Here is a 17,020-nt window from a genome sequence, read left to right on the forward strand (position 1 = left end):
ACCTTAGCGGATACGGCGCAGATAGACGTAATAGGCCCCTTCGCCGCCATGGCTGATATGGGCAGGCGTCACCTGCAATACCGCCTGTGCCAGTGGCTGCAGAGCGAGCCACTGGGGAACCTGATGACGCAACACGCCCCGCGGTACCGGCATCGGTCCCGGCTCATCACGATCTTTGCCCTTGCCAGTGATTACAAGAACCAGCCGTTTATTGGACGCCTGCGCTGAAAGAATAAAACGGGTCAGCGCCCCATGCGCCGACTCCATCCTCATCCCGTGAAGGTCCAGTTTCCCCTCTGGTTTGAGTTTTCCGCGCTTCATCCGACGAAAGGCTTTTTCATCCATACGCAATGGATCGCTGGCAAGTTTACGAGAGGGCGAGGCCTTTAAATCATGTCCGGGCAGTTTTCCACGGGCCTTGCTGCCCACCTCGAAATGCGGCAGCGACGCCGGGGCTGCACGATGCGGTTTCGGCTTTGGCTTTGGGGCAGGGGGATCGGCATGATCCCCGCCTTTTTTCTCGCGGTCAGCGTGCAAGCGCTCCGCGTGCTTTACGACCTTCTGCCAGAGGTCGATTTCATCATCTGTCAGTTTGCGCCGGGTCATTACAGATCGTCCGGCAACATGGCATAGGCGCGCTGGATCGGCATCAAGACCAGCATCCGTCCGGGATCACGCAGTTGCCCGGCCTTGCGCCCAGCCTCATCGCCAGCGCCAAAGAAAATATCAGCGCGTTGCGACCCCTTGATGGCAGAGCCAGTATCCTGAGCGATCATAAGTTGCCGCAACTTCGACTGACCGTTCTTTTCAACCCAGACCGGTGCGCCAAGCGGCGTGAACGCCGGATCCACCGCAATCGAGCGCATCGGCGTTATTGAACGGTTCATAGCCCCCAAAGGTCCACGGTTCGCAGGTACTTTGCGAACCTCCCGGAAGAACACGTATGAAGGGTTGTGCATCAAAAGCTCTCGCCCCGGACCTGGGTTGCGTCGGACCCAATTCTGGATCACCTGCGCACTCACCTGATGCAGGTTATAGATCCCGCGGCGCACCAATTCCTGTCCAATAGAACGATAGGGGTGCCCGTTTGCCCCGCCATACCCGATCCGAATGGTCGATCCGTCTTCCATCTTAATGCGGCCAGATCCCTGAATTTGTAGGAAAAACAGCTCCACCGGATCGTCAACCCAGGCGATTTCCAAGCCCCTGCCTTCCATCACGCCAGAGGTAAGGATATCGCGCCGCGTGAGCCACAATGATGTCTGGCGCGCCTCTGGCGGCATTCGATAAACCGGATATTGATAGCGCCCCCCGCGATATCGTGCGCCGCGAAGTTCAGGTTCAAAATATCCGGTGAACAGACCAGCCTTACCGTCCTCGATCAAAACAGGGCGGAAGAACAGTTCGAAAAACGCACGCGCGCCACTGTCATCAGCGTTTTTGGCCATAGCACAGAGCGACTTCCAATCGGCTCCATCCATGTCCATGCAGGTTTCCCTAAAAACGCGAAGGGCCTCGACATGGTTGTCGAGGTCCCAATCAGAGAGTTCGCTGAACTCCAGAATACGAAGGGACGGACCCGTCTCGGCTCGCGCACCGGCGCCGGAACATAAGGCTGCGATCAGAAAAACCGCGCCAAGTCCACGCCGGAGCGCCCCCGTCATGCGTCCGTTGCCACCAGCAGCCAGTTCGGATCACCTGTGCCCATCTGACGCGAGAAGGTCCAAGTGTCCTTCTGGCGTTTGACAGCTTTGGGATCACCCTCGACAATTTCACCAGCACGGTTGCGCACCGCAGATGTCAGCTCACCCACAAAACGCACGGTCACCTCGGCCGTGGAGGTGGCAGCATCGAAGGTTGCATCAACGATGGTGGTCTCACGCACGCCGATAAACTCAGCCTCAATGGTCAATCCCTGATCTTCGCGCGCAGACACTGCGTCGACAAAGCTCTGGAAAATCTCTTCGGAGATGAAGGGCTGAATTCCGTCGAGTTCGCCGGTTTCAAAGCCCATCAGGATCATCTCATAAGCGCCACGGGCACCTTGAACAAATTCCGCCACCTGAAAGGAGGAATCCGCGCGTTTCATATCGCTCAACGCTTGCGCTTGCGGGCTGCCTTCATCGACGTAGGCAACAATGTCATCGTCGGGGCTGCCTTCGATCACTTCAAATTTGCGCTGCGGCGCGGGGGCTTCATTGTTCGCGAGTGAGGGCTTTTCAAACCCTTCACGTGTGCCCAGAACGCTTTTCAGGCGCAGGATCAGAAAAACCGCGATGCCAGCAAGGACCAAAAGCTCAATCAAGGGCGACTCCATTTGTACCTCATCGTCCAACAGGACCTGTCGATTTGAAACCGACGTGTTCTGCTCTTATGTAGGTGACAGGCGGGACCAAGTCCACCGTTCTGCCCTAAGGAGAGGACGCCTATCATGCCACTTTTTCTGGCTTTTCTGCTGGTACCAATCATTGAAATCGCCCTGTTCATACAAGTCGGCGGTCTGATTGGCCTGTGGCCAACACTTGGTATCGTGATTTTGACCGCAGTTTTGGGCACTTGGCTGGTCAGAACACAGGGTCAGATGGCCCTTGGACAGCTGCGTGGCTCGTTTGAACATCTCTCCGATCCAACGGAACCACTGGCTCATGGTGCAATGATCTTGCTTGCCGGTGCGCTCCTACTGACACCCGGATTTTTTACGGATGCTTTCGGTTTTCTGCTGTTGGTACCCGGATTTCGCACACGGGCCTTTGCCTATCTGAAGTCAAAAGTGACCGTCGCGTCGTTTCAGATGGGGCCCAATCCACGTCAACAGCCTCCACGCCGACATAGTGATCCGCGCGGCGATGTGATTGACGGTGATTACGAGGATGTCACACCACGCCCGCGCCGGGATGAGCCTTCGGGTTGGGTGGAAGGCCCGAAATAAGACTTTGAGCATGGCTCCCCAAGCTGTTAAGCACGCTGCGACACGTTAAATTCAGGAGATTTCCATGGCCGAAAATGGCGCAGCCGAAGGCACAGGTCAGCCGCAAGTCCAGATGAACATCCTCGGACAGTTCATTCGCGATCTGTCCTTTGAGAATGTCATGGCGCAAAAAGGCGTTGGTGGTGAAGTTCAACCGGACGTGAACGTTCAGGTTGCCCTTGATGCCAAGAAGCGCAGCACCGAAAACCAGTATGAAGTCATCACCAAGCTGACCATCGAGTCCAAGAACAAAGCCGGTGGCGAAGTTCTGTTTGTGCTTGAGCTGGAATATGTTGGCATCTTCAACATCTCTGGTGTCCCAGAAGATCAGCTGCACCCGTTCTTGCTGATCGAATGCCCGCGCATGCTGTTCCCGTTCCTGCGTCGCATCGTCTCTGACATCAGCCGCGACGGTGGCTTCCCGCCGCTGAACCTCGACAACATCGATTTTGTTGCGATTTACCGCAATGAACTCGCTCGTCGTCAGGCGGAAGCACCCACCGAGACCCCGAACTGATCCTAAGCGTTCAGTATCGGCGAGATTCAGGCGCTGCGACCACGGGTCGCGGCGCTTTTGTTATTCGGACCCTGCGTTCCACAGCGCCTCATCACCGAGTTTGGCCACAAATTCCTCATGCGCCGTTTTTTCCTCGGATGTCAGCCGGGAGGGCAGGGGGGTAGCACGCGGGCTAGGGCGCCAATTGGTATCGGCCGCATTTTGTCCGCTGCCAGACTGTGTCGAGAGACCAAAATCCGGCTGCCGCCCCCCGATCAACTCAAGATAAACATCCGCAAGGATTTCAGAGTCGAGAAGCGCGCCGTGTAAAGTCCGGTTTGAGTTGTCGATGCTAAAGCGGCGACACAGCGCATCCAGTGTCGCAGGTGAACCGGGAAACCGTTTTCGGGCCATCGCCAGTGTATCAATCGCCTGTTCCATCGGCAGTTGACGCAGGTTCATCCACCCCAGTTCCGCGTTCAAAAACTTCATATCGAAGCTGGCATTGTGGATGACCATCTTGGAATCGCGCACGAAATCCAAAAAAGCCCGCCCTACCTCGGCAAACAGCGGCTTGTCCTTCAGCGTGACCTGACCAGGCGCAGCAGGCTGCGGCGGCTCCAACAGGTCAGGACCGATCCCGTGCACGCCGAACGCCTCATGCGGCATCGACCGCTCTGGGTTGATGTAGACATGAAAGGTCTCGCCCGTGGGCATATGGTTGAGCAGTTCAACCGCGCCGATTTCGACGATGCGATCACCGGAGAAAGGATCAAAGCCGGTGGTTTCCGTATCGAGTACGATTTCACGCATGCGGCATTCTCCGTCTGATATCCTCAATCACTTGCGTAACTTGTGCACGGGCATGATCGAGTGTGTCGGTCTCGATCCTATAGTCACTCCGCGCGAGCTTGTCTGCGATTGGCATTTGCTTTGCAAGGATTTGCTCAAACTGGTCCGCGCTCATAGTACCCCGCGCAAGCACGCGCTCTCGCTGGATCTCGGGGGGGACATGGACGCAGGCGACGGCATCCATTTCAACTTCTGCCCCAGTTTCAAACAGGAGAGGAATATCAAAGACCAAGATGTCTTCACGAGCTTCAGCACGAAATCTCTTGCGGTCCGCCTGTACCAGCGGATGCACGATTTCTTCTATCGTTTTTAGAACAGCGCCGTCGTTTGAAATCAGCTCTTTCAATACGGTGCGATCTACAGATCCAGACATGGTGGCCTGCGGAAAGACTGCTCCAATTGGCTCAACAGCGGCGCCGCCCCGATCATACAGACGGTGAACAGCTGCATCGGCATCCCAAACCGCACACCCCGCCTTTGCAAAGAGGGCGGCAGTGGTCGATTTTCCCATGCCAATTGAACCCGTAAGTCCGAGAGAAAAACGCATCACATCACAGCGGCACGCGCCGCATCATTGACCTCTGGTCTTTGGCCGAACCAGCGCTCAAATCCGGGAACAGCCTGATGCAACAGCATCCCCAGGCCATCAACCACGGTGCAATTCGCGTCTTCGGCGGCTTGCAACAGCTCCGTTTTAAGCGGCGTATAAACAAGGTCAGTGACCACAATGCCGGAGTGCAGACCATCAAGCGGAACCCGCAGACGCCGTTGACCTGCCATCCCAAGAGACGTTGTATTCACGACCAAGGTTGCATCCTCGATGACATTTCCGGCCTGTACCCAATCCACAACCGTGATCTTGGAGCCGAATGCCTCTGCCATCTCTTCCGCGCGAGACCGAGTGCGATTGCAAAGGCGAATGTCCGGAACACCGGCCTCAATCAGCGAGGCGACAACCGCGCGACTGGCACCACCCGCACCCAGCACGGTCGCTGGCCCGGATTTCGCATCCCAATCAGGGGCACCCTCGTGAAGGTTTGTGATAAAGCCGTAACCATCTGTATTGTCGGCCACAATCACACCATCCTCATGGAAAATCAGCGTGTTGGCCGCGCCCATCAACTTGGCGCGATCCGTGACTTTATCCGCAATCTCCATGATGGCCTGTTTGTGGGGAATGGTCACATTCGCACCCACAAACCCCATCTTGGGCATCATCCGAACCACAGACTCCAGGTCCTCTGGTTCCACATGCATCGGCATATAATGTCCGGCAATCTCATGCGTCCGTAACCAGTGCCGGTGCAACTGAGGAGATTTCGAATGTGCGATCGGGCAACCGATCACGCCAGCGAGCGGGATCTTGTGCTCTGTCATTGTTCTATAATCCCCTGCAGTCCCAGATAGTTTATGAGTTCCAACATCGGCAATCCCAAGACATTAAAGTAGCTGCCGTCAATGGTTGTAAACAGTCGCACGCCCTCTTCTTCGAGTTTGTATGCGCCGACCGCGTGGCGAATGCTCTCCCAGTTGCGGTCCACGTAGCTCTCCAGATAGGCGTCGCTGGCCATGCGCATCACCAGCCGCACCTGTCCAACATGGCGCCAAAGTGGCTCCCCATCGCGGTAGATCACTGCGGCCGACAACAACATGTGACGTCTTCCACGCATCGCCTTGAGCTGATCCAGCGCTTGGTCCTTTGTGTCGGGCTTTGACAGCAGCGTGCCCTCAAAATCGAGCACCTGATCGCAGCCCAGAACCATCTCGCCCGGGTGCTTTCCCGACACTTTACGTGCTTTGGCCTCTGCAAGCGTGTCAGCAATATCGCGTGGCGCGGCCCCTTCGGCCAGAAGAGCGGCCTTTATTGCGCCTTCATCGACGCGTGCGACCTCCACACGGAACGCAACCCCCGCCTGACGGAGCAATTGAGCGCGGATCTCAGATCCAGAAGCAAGCAGGATGTGGGTACTCATGTGGAAAACCCTATGGGAAAACGTCTGATCATTCAGGGACGTTTTGTATGATTTTCCACCCTCAACGCAAGGGTGGGACAACTTCTGAAATCTCGGATGATTCCTCCGCGATTCCTACATCGGGTATTGGGATAACTTTGAACACGTGGATAAGTACGGCTCTCCCGGTTTGTCCCGCTCTTATCCCCAGAGTCTCTTATGTAAATATTTTGTTAATGCGCATGTTTTGAAGGGTGTTAAGGAGTTATTCACCCTTCTGGCAGGAATAAGGCAGGAAAACTGTCCACCTTGTGCAGAACCGGTGTGAAGACTCGATAATCCACGGTTTCTGGGGTGCACTACAAAAACATCATCCTTATATAACTTATTAATTATATTAGGGTGGCCCACCGACCCGACTGCACCAAGGAAGCCTTCCATGGATCTGACTGATCTGATGTTCACCCTGTATCCTTACGTGAAATCGCTTCACATCATGGCAGTGATCAGTTGGATGGCGGGGCTCTTCTACCTACCACGTTTATTTGTGTATCACGTGGAGGAGGCTGAGAAGGTTCAGGATGTGACGCCGATCTTTCTCACCATGGAACACAAACTGCTAAGAGTGATCATGGGTCCAGCAAGCGTTGTGACTTGGGCGGCAGGGCTCTTTATGGTGTTTACGCCGGGGTTGGTGGATTGGTCCTACGTCTGGCCCTGGACCAAGGGCGCATCGGTGCTTGCTATGACATGGTTCCATCATTGGTTGATGTTTCGTCACAAGGACTTCAAAGCGGGCAAGAATACCCTCACAGGGCGCCAGTATCGCCTGATGAACGAGGTTCCGACCCTTCTGATGGTGGTGATTGTGGTCTCAGTGATCTTCAAGTTCTGACGCGGGGTTTGACTCACCCTCGGAGACTCACTATCTAGCGATAAAGCGGCCCCGTCCGGGATTCCCGCATTTTCCGTATTTGATACTGTGACGCCCTCCACCCTGAGGGAATAAAGGCCGTGTGCATATGACCGAGCAATCCCTGAACCTTTCCGATCTTAAGGCGCAAAGCCCGAAAGCCCTCTTGGCAATGGCCGAGGAGCTGGAGATTGAAAACGCCTCCACCATGCGTAAGGGTGAAATGATGTTCCAAATCCTGCGTGAACGCGCGGATGAGGGCTGGAACATCGGTGGGGATGGGGTTCTGGAAGTGCTTCAGGACGGTTTTGGCTTCCTGCGCTCACCAGAAGCCAACTATCTGCCCGGTCCGGACGATATCTACGTCTCTCCTGACATGATCCGCCAGTTCTCGCTGCGCACCGGCGACACGGTTGAGGGACAGATCAAGGCACCACTGGAGAACGAGCGTTACTTCGCCCTGACCACAGTGACCAAGATCAACTTTGAGGAGCCCGAAAAGGCCCGTCACAAGATCGCATTCGACAACCTGACGCCGCTGTACCCGGATGAGCGCCTGAACATGGAGATCGAAGATCCCACCGTGAAGGATCGCTCCGCTCGTGTGATCGATCTGGTTTCGCCGATCGGTAAGGGTCAGCGTTCGCTCATCGTGGCACCGCCGCGGACCGGTAAGACGGTTCTGCTGCAAAACATCGCCCACTCGATCGAGCAGAACCACCCGGAATGCTATCTGATCGTCCTTCTGATCGACGAACGTCCCGAAGAAGTCACCGACATGCAGCGATCCGTCAAAGGCGAGGTTGTGTCCTCCACCTTCGACGAGCCCGCAGCGCGTCACGTGGCGGTGTCCGAGATGGTCATTGAAAAAGCCAAACGCCTAGTGGAGCACAAGCGCGACGTCGTAATCCTGCTCGACTCGATCACGCGTCTTGGTCGTGCGTTCAACACGGTTGTGCCGTCGTCTGGTAAGGTTCTGACCGGTGGTGTTGATGCAAATGCCCTGCAACGTCCCAAGCGCTTCTTTGGTGCTGCGCGGAACATCGAAGAGGGTGGGTCGCTCACCATTATCGCAACCGCACTGATCGACACCGGCAGCCGGATGGACGAGGTTATCTTTGAAGAATTCAAAGGTACAGGTAACTCTGAAATCGTTCTGGATCGCAAAATTGCTGACAAACGTGTGTTCCCGGCAATCGATATTCTCAAGTCGGGTACCCGGAAGGAAGATCTACTGGTCGATAAGGGCGATCTGGCAAAGACCTTTGTATTGCGCCGCATCTTGAACCCGATGGGGACGACAGACGCAATTGAGTTCCTTTTGTCTAAGCTTAAGCAAACAAAGACAAATTCTGAGTTTTTCGACTCAATGAACACGTAAACGGGGCAGGGCGGAGAAAGAGGCCATCCCATGGATACGATCTTTGCGCTGGCCACCGCCCAAGGAAAGGCCGGTGTTGCTGTAATTCGTGTTTCCGGCCCGAATGCCATTCAGGTCGGAGAAAACCTGACGCGCAGGACGCTTCCTGCGCGAGGCATGATATTTTCTAAACTGAAAGATAAAGAGGGTCAGATCCTTGATGAGGCTCTGGTTTTGTCTTTTACCGCTCCAGATAGCTTCACTGGGGAAAATATCGTTGAATTTCAGTTACATGGAAGCACTGCTGTCGTTTCAGCTGTCATGTCTGCTCTTGAGGTTTCCAATCTTGCACGGCTTGCAGATCCCGGTGAATTCACGCGTCGTGCGTTGGATAACGGTAAGCTGGACCTCACTCAGGTTGAGGGTCTGGCGGACCTAATAGATGCCGAAACTGAAGCTCAAAGAAAACAAGCGCAGGTCATTCTATCGGGTGACCTTGGCGCCTTGGCGGATCGTTGGCGGACGGATCTCATCCGAGCCGCATCCTTGATCGAAGTTACAATCGATTTTGCAGATGAAGAAGTTCCGGTTGATGTCACACCAGAAGTAGATGCGCTGCTTTCTGGTGTCTTGAGTGATATTCAAAAAGAAGTTCAGGGTGTCTCGATCGCCGAACGTATCCGTGAAGGTTTTGAGGTCGCTATCGTTGGATCTCCGAACGTTGGGAAATCGACCTTGCTGAACGCCTTGGCGGGTCGAAACGCGGCGATTACATCTGAATATGCTGGAACAACACGGGATGTGATAGAGGTTCGCATGGATCTCGCAGGACTGCCTGTGACACTGCTCGACACTGCCGGCCTACGTGACACCGACGATCATGTTGAAGGAATTGGAATCCAGCTGGCACAGGAACGCGCAAATGCCGCTGATATTCGCGTGTTTTTGGCAGAAAAAAACGAGACGTTCGATGTGCCGTTCCGGGATGGTGACCTTTCCCTGCTACCTAAAGCGGACGAACGGGATGCAACCCGTGGCGCGATTTCCGGAAAGACCGGGCAGGGGATAGATGATCTGGTTTCGCACATCGCCTCCACATTGAAGAATCGTTCGACCCATGCTGGAATTGCAACAAGAGCACGGCATAGGGATGCGATGAAGCGCGCCTTGGAGAGTTTGCAAAGAGCGATAGATGTCCTGCAGCAGGGACCAGAGTTCTATGATCTCGCTGCCGAAGATATGAGGTCTGCTATTCGCGCTCTTGAACTCTTGGTTGGCCGAATTGATGTAGAGAATCTCCTCGATGAGATATTCTCGAGTTTTTGCCTAGGAAAATAAGGAGTGTTTCACGTGAAACATTCGCACTATGACGTCGTAGTTGTTGGTGGCGGACATGCTGGGACTGAAGCTGCGCATGCTTCGGCTAGAATGGGTGTCCGGACTGCCCTAGTGACGCTGCGTCGTGATGGAATCGGCGTCATGTCCTGCAATCCCGCAATTGGTGGCCTCGGAAAGGGGCACCTGGTGCGCGAGATTGATGCGATGGATGGTGTAATGGGTCGCGTTGCGGATCTCGCAGGTATTCAATTTCGACTTTTGAATCGTCGAAAGGGCCCTGCTGTACAAGGACCGCGGGCGCAAGCAGATCGATCAATATATAGAACCGAAGTTCTTAAAGCCACAGAAACGCAACCAAATCTCGACATTATCGAAGGCGAGGTGATCGACTTCCTGATGGAAGGTGAGAATGCCGTCCGAGGTGTACGTCTTGCAGATGAGAGCGAAATTTCCGCGAGCGCGGTCGTTCTTACATCTGGCACATTTCTGAACGGCGTCATCCACATAGGAAATCAGTCAAAGTCTGGTGGTCGTATGGGAGATCGACCGTCTATTAAGCTAGCGGAACGGCTGAAATCTTTTGACCTTCCCTTGGGACGTCTAAAAACAGGAACACCACCAAGACTAGACGGGCGAAGCATTAACTGGGATGTCTTAGACAGTCAGCCAGGTGATGATGAACCGACGCTTTTTTCATTTATGAGCAAGTCTGTTTCGGCTCCTCAGATCGCTTGTGGGATCACGCATACGAACGAGCGAACTCATGAGATTATCCGAGATAATCTCGAACTCTCCGCTATGTATGGAGGTCATATCGAAGGTATCGGGCCACGATATTGTCCCTCGATTGAAGACAAGATTGTCCGTTTCTCGGATAAGAACTCACATCAGATTTTCCTCGAGCCGGAGGGCGTTTCGGATCATACGGTTTACCCGAATGGTATATCGACGAGCTTACCTGAAGAAGTACAGGCAGTTTATGTTCAATCCATTTATGGCTTGGAGCAGGCGACTATTCTTCAACCGGGATACGCAATCGAATACGACTATGTGGATCCGCGAGCCCTGAGGTCGACGCTCGAGCTCAGAGATATTAGCGGCCTGTATTTAGCTGGGCAAATCAATGGTACAACTGGCTATGAGGAAGCAGGTGCACAAGGTTTGGTAGCGGGTCTCAACGCGGCATCTAAGTGTCGTGGAAAAGGTGACATTATTTTCGGTCGCTCCACTAGCTATATTGGGGTAATGATTGACGATTTGATCACCAACGGTGTCACAGAACCGTATCGGATGTTCACTTCTCGAGCAGAATTCCGGCTTTCGCTCCGAGCCGATAATGCAGATCAAAGATTGACGCCATTTGCCAAAGAGCTGGGGTGTATTTCTGCTGAGCGAACTGCTGCGTTCGACAAAAAGATGGCAGGAATAGAAGGCGTCAAATCCGCATTGGAAGCCGTTCTATTGACGCCCAAACAGTTGCTTCAAGCAGGTATCCAAGTCAATCAAGATGGCAACAAGAGAAGCGGGATTGATGTTCTCGCATTCCCGAACGTTGAATTTGAACACATTCTCCCTCTATTTCCGGAGTTGGAAGCAACGGAGAAGGAAATCCGCGAGCAGATTATGCGAGATTCTCTGTATGCGAATTATATCTCGAGGCAAGAAAAGGAAGTCGCTGCTTTGAAGAAGGATGAGGAGTATTCTATCCCGTCAAACTTCGATTATAGCATAGATGGTCTTTCTCGGGAACTTCAGCAAAAGCTGAACAAATCTCGCCCAGAGAGCTTGGCGCAAGCAGCTCGCATTGACGGTATCACTCCCGCCGCGCTAGCCTTGATATTAGGGAGTTTGAAACGCTTGGCGAAGAACGGGGCGAAATCTGCATGAATTTTGAACTAGTCCGGGAACACTCGGATGTTTCACGTGAAACATTTGAACGTCTTGAGATTTTCTCGGAAGTTCTCACAAAATGGAATCCTAAGATCAATCTGGTTTCTCGAAAGAGCTTAGAGGATCTGTGGACCCGTCACATCTTGGATAGCGTTCAGGTGTTTGAGATTGCCCCAAATGCTAAGACATGGCTAGATATCGGTAGCGGGGGAGGTCTCCCCGGCGTCATCGTCGCTATTTTGGCTGCTGAAAAAAGCCCAGAGACCAAAGTTACCCTTATGGAAAGCGATCAGAGGAAGTGCGCTTTCCTTAGAAACGCAGCCCGAGAATGCTCTGTTCAAGTGACGGTCAAGTCCCAACGGATTGAGGGAGCTGAGCCAGAGAGCGCTGACATCATGTCTGCGCGTGCATTGGCTGATTTGGACATTTTGCTGGGATATTCTGAGCGACATTTGAAATCGGGTGGTACCGCAGTGTTCCCTAAGGGTGCAAACTGGAAAAAAGAGGTGGATAACGCGCGCAATAGATGGCGGTTTGATTGCGAAGAGATTACAAGTCTTACTGAGCCTGAGGCTGTCATTCTCAAAATTAAGGGAGTAGAGCGTGTCTGACATGTCCCGTTTGGGAGTCCCCCGTATTATCGCGATTGCCAACCAGAAAGGTGGGGTGGGGAAAACGACAACCGCGATCAACCTCGCAGCTGCCTTGGTAGAAGAAGGTATGCGGGTTCTACTTGTTGATTTGGACCCACAAGGAAATGCCTCTACGGGCCTTGGGATCGAAGCGGATGACCGAGATCACACGACCTACGATCTGCTGGTCGAAGAGGCGGAGCTCTCTGAAGTTATTCGGCAAACTGATTTAGAAGATCTCTGCATTGTTCCCGCGACAGTCGATCTGAGTTCTGCAGATATCGAACTTTTTTCCAACGAAAAGCGCAGCTTTTTGCTACATGATGCGCTGAGACAGCCAGCAATGGCGGACTATGATTGGGACTATATCCTAATCGATTGCCCTCCGTCGTTGAACCTTTTGACTGTGAATGCAATGGTTGCGGCCCATTCAGTTCTTATTCCGTTGCAGAGCGAATTTTTTGCGTTGGAAGGCTTGTCGCAGCTGATGTTGACCATTCGTGAGGTTCGTCATGCTGCCAACCCCCAACTGCGGATCGAGGGTGTTGTGTTGACGATGTATGATCGTCGCAACAACCTGTCTCAACAAGTGGAGCAGGATGCACGAGACAACCTCGGGGATTTGGTCTTCCGCACCAAAATACCGCGAAATGTCCGTGTAAGCGAAGCGCCATCCTATGCGATGCCTGTTCTAAATTATGATCCAGCTTCACTCGGTGCAAAAGCCTACCGTCAATTGGCGGGCGAGATTGTTGCCAATCATCAAGATATCGCGGCACAATAAGAAGAAAAGGGGCGAACCATGGCAGATAAGAAACCAAAACCACGCGGCTTGGGGCGTGGTCTCTCCGCGTTAATGGCGGATGTGAATGCGGAACCAGTGAGCACCGAAGGTGGGCGTCCGCCGCGAAATGCCGAAATTCTTGTGCCTATTGAAAAGGTTCAAGCTAATCCTGACCAGCCGAGACGCCAATTTTTGCAGGAAGATTTGGATGATCTAACTGCATCGATCAAAGAGAAAGGGGTTCTTCAACCTCTGATCGTTCGCCCGCGCGATGGTGGAATATATGAGATCGTTGCGGGGGAACGCCGCTGGCGTGCAGCTCAAGCGGCTCAGCTTCATGAGGTTCCCGTTCTCATTCGCGACTATTCTGATGTCGAGATGCTCGAAGTTGCGATTATCGAGAACATTCAGCGTTCAGATCTGAATGCGCTGGAAGAAGCTCAAAGTTACAAGCAACTGATGGATAAGTTTGGCCATACGCAAGAGAAAATGGCCGAAGCGCTTGGCAAGAGCCGCAGCCACATAGCTAACCTTGTTCGACTGTTGCATCTGCCAGAGGATGTTCAGGGGCTGGTTCTAGATCGTAAACTGTCTGCCGGACATGCGCGGGCTCTGATTACATCTGACAATGCCTCTGAATTGGCGAAGAAGATTGTGAAAGGCGGTCTGTCTGTACGCGCAACCGAATCCTTGGTGAAGAAAGATGCAGCGGGTGTTGCCGGAACTTCGGGACCTAAGAGAGCTAAGACTCAGGTTGAGAAGGACGCTGATACACGGGCGCTAGAAAACGATTTGTCTGCTATGATCCGGATGAAAGTTTTGATTGATCATAAGGCGGGAGGCGAGGCTGGTACGATGACAATCTCCTACGAGACGCTCGACCAGCTTGATGAGTTGTGTAATCTACTTAGCCGCTAGGGCGGGTCCAGATAAAGATCATTACGCAACCCAGTGTGATGGCCTGGATCATGAGCACGTAGATTGGCACCTGAAGAACAACTGACAGAATGAACACAGCGGCAACCGATGCGGTTGCCGCTTTTTTTGCACCTAAACGAATAGCGCCGTGTTCATTCCAATCTGAGATCATTGGGCCAAAGGTTGCGTGCGAGAGCAACCAATTGTGCAGACGTTCGGACGATCTGGCGAAAAAAAATGCCGCAAGAAGAAGAAAGGGCACTGTAGGCAAGAGGGGAAGAGCAATACCGACCCCAGCCAGAAGGACACTAAAGAGACCAAGGCAGAGGTAAATAAATCTCATCAATCAATCCGTTAGCAGTTCACGGAGCACAGCATTCAGAACCGCACGCCCTTGAGACGTAGCCCTGAGATGCGCTCCGTCCACGACGATCATCCCCCAGTCGGTCAGTTCTTGGATTTTTTTCACTGACAATGGCTTACCGGCCAGCGCTTCATGACGTTCAAGGTCTAGGCCTTCAAAAAGTCGCATCCCCATCATCATGTGTTCGACTACTTGATCTTCTGGTTTTAAGACTTCAAAGGGCAAAAGGCCTTGACCTTTTTTTACTGCATCCAACCATGCTCCGGGTGCGCGTGGGGCTTCTGTTGCATATCTTTGACCGTTCAGCGTGATCCTGCCGTGGGCACCCGGACCGACGCCTACATAATCGCCGTAGCGCCAGTAAATTTGATTGTGGAGGCTCTCTGCGCCGGGGCGGGCGTGATTGGAAATCTCATACCCGGGAAGTCCGTAGGCGTCGCAGATGTCTTGCGTCGCAAGATACATATCGGCGGCGTTGTCATCTGTGGGGAGATTACGAAGTTTGCCGCGCGCGTAGCGATCCCCAAAGGCGGTGCCGTCCTCGATCGTGAGCTGATAGAGGGAGAGGTGATCAATCGCCATGCTAAGCGCCTCGGAAAGCTCTGCCTTCCACGCCTCCAAGGTCTGACCCTGACGAGCGTAGATCAGATCAAAGCTGACGCGATCAAAACAGTTACGTGCCACGTCAAAGGCTGTCCGCGCCTCATCGACGGTATGAATGCGGCCAAGGCGACGCAGATCATCGTCGTTCAGCGCCTGTATCCCCATCGAGATGCGATTTACGCCAGCATCACGATAACCGGCAAATCGCCCCGCCTCGACAGAACCTGGATTTGCCTCAAGCGAAATCTCGATGTCGTTGGCAAAGGTCCAGTTCTCACGCGCCGCTTCAATCACGGCGGCGACCGTATCCGGATGCATCAGTGAGGGCGTGCCGCCGCCAAAAAAGATGGAATTCAGTAGGCGATCCGGGAGCAGCTCGCCCATGCGGCGCAGCTCGGATTGATAGGCAGTCACCCAGGCCGATTGATCGATCTGGGAAACCACATGGCTATTGAAGTCGCAATAGGGGCATTTGGCCTGACAGAACGGCCAATGCACGTAGAGACCAAAGCCCCCGTTGCGCCAATCATCCACCAAAACACCCCTGTACAAACTGAGCCAATGCGCGACCACGATGGCTGATGCGGTTTTTCTCCGCCTTGTCCAACTGCGCACAGGTCACGTCATAGCCTTCGGGCACGAACATGGGATCATAGCCAAAGCCGCCCTCGCCACGGATGGGCCAGACAAGGCGTCCGGGCATCACGCCCTCAAAGACCTCATCGTGACCGTCGGGCCAGGCCAGAACCAAAGTGCAGCGAAATTGCGCGGCACGGGGGGCATCGGGGCCTTTTGCGGTAATTTCATCATTGGCGCGGGTCATCGCCATCATGAAGTCCCGACCCTGACCGGTCTCGGCCCAATCTGCGGTATAAACACCGGGCGCACCGTCGAGCGCGTCGATGGTGATGCCGCTGTCATCCGAGAGGGCTGGGAGGCCGGTGGCCTTTGCCGCGGCATGCGCCTTGATGCGGGCGTTGCCGACGAAAGTGTCTTCGGTCTCTTCGGGTTCGGGCAGGTTCATTTCGCCCGCACCGACAACCTTCACGCCAAAGGGAGCGAGGATCTCGGTGATCTCGCCCAGCTTTCCTGCGTTATGTGTGGCGACCAGCAAGGTGTCGCCTTCGAATTTTCGGGTCATGCGCAGGCGGCCTTCTGCATCTCTGCGAGTTTGGATGTGCCTTTGGCCGCAAGTTCCATCAGCTCATTCATTTGATCGCGAGAGAAAACAGACCCCTCGGCGCTCATCTGAACCTCGATGAGTTTGCCCGAACCCGTCATGATAAAGTTGCCATCAACGCCGGCCTCGGAATCTTCGGGGTAGTCGAGATCAAGCACGGGCTGGCCCGCATAGATGCCACAGGAAATGGCCGACACCGGATCAACGAGTGGATCCATGGTGACGTCGCCCGCTTTCATCAGCTTGTTGACAGCCAGACGCAGTGCAACCCAACCACCGGTGATCGACGCGCAGCGGGTGCCACCGTCGGCCTGAAGCACATCGCAGTCTACGGTGATCTGACGTTCACCCAGCGCCACACGATCAACACCCGCACGCAGCGCACGGCCGATCAGGCGCTGAATTTCAACGGTGCGGCCGCCTTGCTTACCGGACGCAGCCTCACGACGCATACGGGTATTGGTCGCACGGGGCAGCATGCCGTATTCTGCGGTGACCCAACCCAGGCCGGAGCCTTTGATAAAGGGGGGAACGCGGTCCTCGATCGTTGCGGTACAGAGAACGTGGGTGTCGCCCATCTTGATCAGGCAGGAACCTTCTGCATGTTTGGTAAAGCCGGTTTCAATGGAAACGCTGCGCATTTCGTTCAGGGCACGTCCGGAGGGTCGCATGTGGATATCCTTTTGTTGTTGCCCCGTCGATACCGCCCGTGGGGTTGGCGATGCAAGGGTCATTGACCATATCGGAGGATGCGCTTTAGTGACAAATGA

The 17,020-nt window shown here is 54.1% G+C and carries 20 protein-coding genes; 9 read left to right on the plus strand and 11 right to left on the minus strand.

Annotated elements, in window-relative coordinates; all coding sequences use genetic code 11:
- Positions 1-3 precede the first annotated feature (3 nt).
- Genes QNI81_RS13840 through QNI81_RS13850 form a run of 3 tightly spaced genes read right to left on the minus strand, consistent with a single transcriptional unit; the run spans position 4 to position 2,317 of the window.
- Positions 4-606 (minus strand): Smr/MutS family protein, encoded by a 603-nt coding sequence (locus QNI81_RS13840; RefSeq protein ID WP_065321356.1) that lies wholly within the window; start codon positions 604-606, stop codon positions 4-6.
- Positions 606-1,664 (minus strand): murein transglycosylase A, encoded by a 1,059-nt coding sequence (mltA, locus tag QNI81_RS13845; protein WP_283966879.1) that lies wholly within the window; start codon positions 1,662-1,664, stop codon positions 606-608. The genes QNI81_RS13840 and mltA overlap by 1 nt, the downstream gene beginning before the upstream one ends.
- Complete coding sequence (locus tag QNI81_RS13850) at positions 1,661-2,317, minus strand: Tim44/TimA family putative adaptor protein (protein ID WP_283966880.1); 657 nt, start codon at positions 2,315-2,317, stop codon at positions 1,661-1,663. Before QNI81_RS13850 ends, mltA begins: the two co-directional genes overlap by 4 nt.
- A 114-nt stretch (positions 2,318-2,431) precedes the next feature.
- Here QNI81_RS13850 and QNI81_RS13855 point away from each other — a divergent pair, with 114 nt between their 5' ends.
- Together QNI81_RS13855 and secB are read left to right on the plus strand one after the other, a co-directional pair.
- Positions 2,432-2,929, plus strand: a complete 498-nt coding sequence (locus QNI81_RS13855) for an FxsA family protein (RefSeq protein ID WP_283966881.1) — start codon at positions 2,432-2,434, stop codon at positions 2,927-2,929.
- 64 nt (positions 2,930-2,993) lie between these two features.
- Positions 2,994-3,485: a protein-export chaperone SecB gene (secB, locus tag QNI81_RS13860; protein ID WP_005616123.1), complete on the plus strand. Its 492-nt coding sequence runs from the start codon at positions 2,994-2,996 to the stop codon at positions 3,483-3,485.
- A 60-nt stretch (positions 3,486-3,545) separates the two neighbouring features.
- Here secB and dnaQ read toward each other — a convergent pair whose 3' ends face one another.
- Genes dnaQ through QNI81_RS13880 form a run of 4 tightly spaced genes read right to left on the minus strand, consistent with a single transcriptional unit; the run spans position 3,546 to position 6,289 of the window.
- Positions 3,546-4,277 carry a DNA polymerase III subunit epsilon gene (gene dnaQ / locus QNI81_RS13865; RefSeq protein WP_283966882.1) on the minus strand — a complete coding sequence of 244 codons (732 nt, stop codon included), beginning with the start codon at positions 4,275-4,277 and terminating at the stop codon, positions 3,546-3,548.
- A complete protein-coding gene (gene coaE, locus QNI81_RS13870) occupies positions 4,270-4,863 on the minus strand; it encodes a dephospho-CoA kinase (RefSeq protein WP_283966883.1) in 594 nt (197 codons plus the stop codon). Before coaE ends, dnaQ begins: the two co-directional genes overlap by 8 nt.
- Positions 4,863-5,693, minus strand: a complete 831-nt coding sequence (locus QNI81_RS13875) for a shikimate dehydrogenase (RefSeq protein ID WP_283966884.1) — start codon at positions 5,691-5,693, stop codon at positions 4,863-4,865. The genes coaE and QNI81_RS13875 overlap by 1 nt, the downstream gene beginning before the upstream one ends.
- On the minus strand, positions 5,690-6,289 hold the full coding sequence (locus QNI81_RS13880; RefSeq protein WP_283966885.1) for a Maf family protein: 600 nt from the start codon (positions 6,287-6,289) through the stop codon (positions 5,690-5,692). The genes QNI81_RS13875 and QNI81_RS13880 overlap by 4 nt, the downstream gene beginning before the upstream one ends.
- A gap of 418 nt (positions 6,290-6,707) precedes the next feature.
- On the opposite strand from QNI81_RS13880, the gene QNI81_RS13885 reads away from it, so the two are divergent.
- The 7 genes from QNI81_RS13885 to QNI81_RS13915 all read left to right on the plus strand — a co-directional run bounded on the left by QNI81_RS13885 (position 6,708) and on the right by QNI81_RS13915 (position 14,103).
- Positions 6,708-7,163, plus strand: coding sequence for a CopD family protein (locus QNI81_RS13885; RefSeq protein ID WP_283966886.1), 456 nt, complete (start codon positions 6,708-6,710; stop codon positions 7,161-7,163).
- Positions 7,164-7,290: 127 nt separating this feature from the next.
- Positions 7,291-8,562, plus strand: coding sequence for a transcription termination factor Rho (gene rho, locus QNI81_RS13890; protein ID WP_005616140.1), 1,272 nt, complete (start codon positions 7,291-7,293; stop codon positions 8,560-8,562).
- A 30-nt stretch (positions 8,563-8,592) separates the two neighbouring features.
- Positions 8,593-9,879 (plus strand): tRNA uridine-5-carboxymethylaminomethyl(34) synthesis GTPase MnmE, encoded by a 1,287-nt coding sequence (mnmE, locus tag QNI81_RS13895; RefSeq protein WP_283966887.1) that lies wholly within the window; start codon positions 8,593-8,595, stop codon positions 9,877-9,879.
- Positions 9,880-9,891: 12 nt separating this feature from the next.
- Positions 9,892-11,766, plus strand: coding sequence for a tRNA uridine-5-carboxymethylaminomethyl(34) synthesis enzyme MnmG (gene mnmG, locus QNI81_RS13900; RefSeq protein ID WP_283966888.1), 1,875 nt, complete (start codon positions 9,892-9,894; stop codon positions 11,764-11,766).
- Positions 11,763-12,380: a 16S rRNA (guanine(527)-N(7))-methyltransferase RsmG gene (gene rsmG / locus QNI81_RS13905; protein ID WP_283966889.1), complete on the plus strand. Its 618-nt coding sequence runs from the start codon at positions 11,763-11,765 to the stop codon at positions 12,378-12,380. Before mnmG ends, rsmG begins: the two co-directional genes overlap by 4 nt.
- Positions 12,373-13,185: a ParA family protein gene (locus tag QNI81_RS13910; protein ID WP_283966890.1), complete on the plus strand. Its 813-nt coding sequence runs from the start codon at positions 12,373-12,375 to the stop codon at positions 13,183-13,185. Before rsmG ends, QNI81_RS13910 begins: the two co-directional genes overlap by 8 nt.
- A gap of 18 nt (positions 13,186-13,203) precedes the next feature.
- A complete protein-coding gene (locus QNI81_RS13915) occupies positions 13,204-14,103 on the plus strand; it encodes a ParB/RepB/Spo0J family partition protein (RefSeq protein WP_283966891.1) in 900 nt (299 codons plus the stop codon).
- Here the strand turns inward: QNI81_RS13915 and QNI81_RS13920 are convergent.
- The 4 genes from QNI81_RS13920 to rph are packed head-to-tail and all read right to left on the minus strand — an operon-like array spanning position 14,093 to position 16,921.
- Entirely contained in the window at positions 14,093-14,446 is a 354-nt protein-coding gene (locus QNI81_RS13920; protein ID WP_005616149.1) for a YbaN family protein, read from the minus strand. The genes QNI81_RS13915 and QNI81_RS13920 overlap by 11 nt on opposite strands.
- 3 nt (positions 14,447-14,449) lie before the next feature.
- Positions 14,450-15,604 carry a radical SAM family heme chaperone HemW gene (hemW, locus tag QNI81_RS13925; RefSeq protein ID WP_283966892.1) on the minus strand — a complete coding sequence of 385 codons (1,155 nt, stop codon included), beginning with the start codon at positions 15,602-15,604 and terminating at the stop codon, positions 14,450-14,452.
- The gene (gene rdgB / locus QNI81_RS13930; protein ID WP_283966893.1) at positions 15,597-16,211 is read right to left on the minus strand and encodes an RdgB/HAM1 family non-canonical purine NTP pyrophosphatase; all 615 of its coding nucleotides are present in this window, start codon (positions 16,209-16,211) and stop codon (positions 15,597-15,599) included. Before rdgB ends, hemW begins: the two co-directional genes overlap by 8 nt.
- Positions 16,208-16,921: a ribonuclease PH gene (rph, locus tag QNI81_RS13935; RefSeq protein WP_283966894.1), complete on the minus strand. Its 714-nt coding sequence runs from the start codon at positions 16,919-16,921 to the stop codon at positions 16,208-16,210. The genes rdgB and rph overlap by 4 nt, the downstream gene beginning before the upstream one ends.
- Between the last annotated feature and the right edge of the window lie 99 nt (positions 16,922-17,020).

Origin of the sequence: Tritonibacter sp. AK171, from assembly GCF_030127025.1 — a bacterium.
Taxonomy (GTDB): domain Bacteria; phylum Pseudomonadota; class Alphaproteobacteria; order Rhodobacterales; family Rhodobacteraceae; genus Epibacterium; species Epibacterium mobile.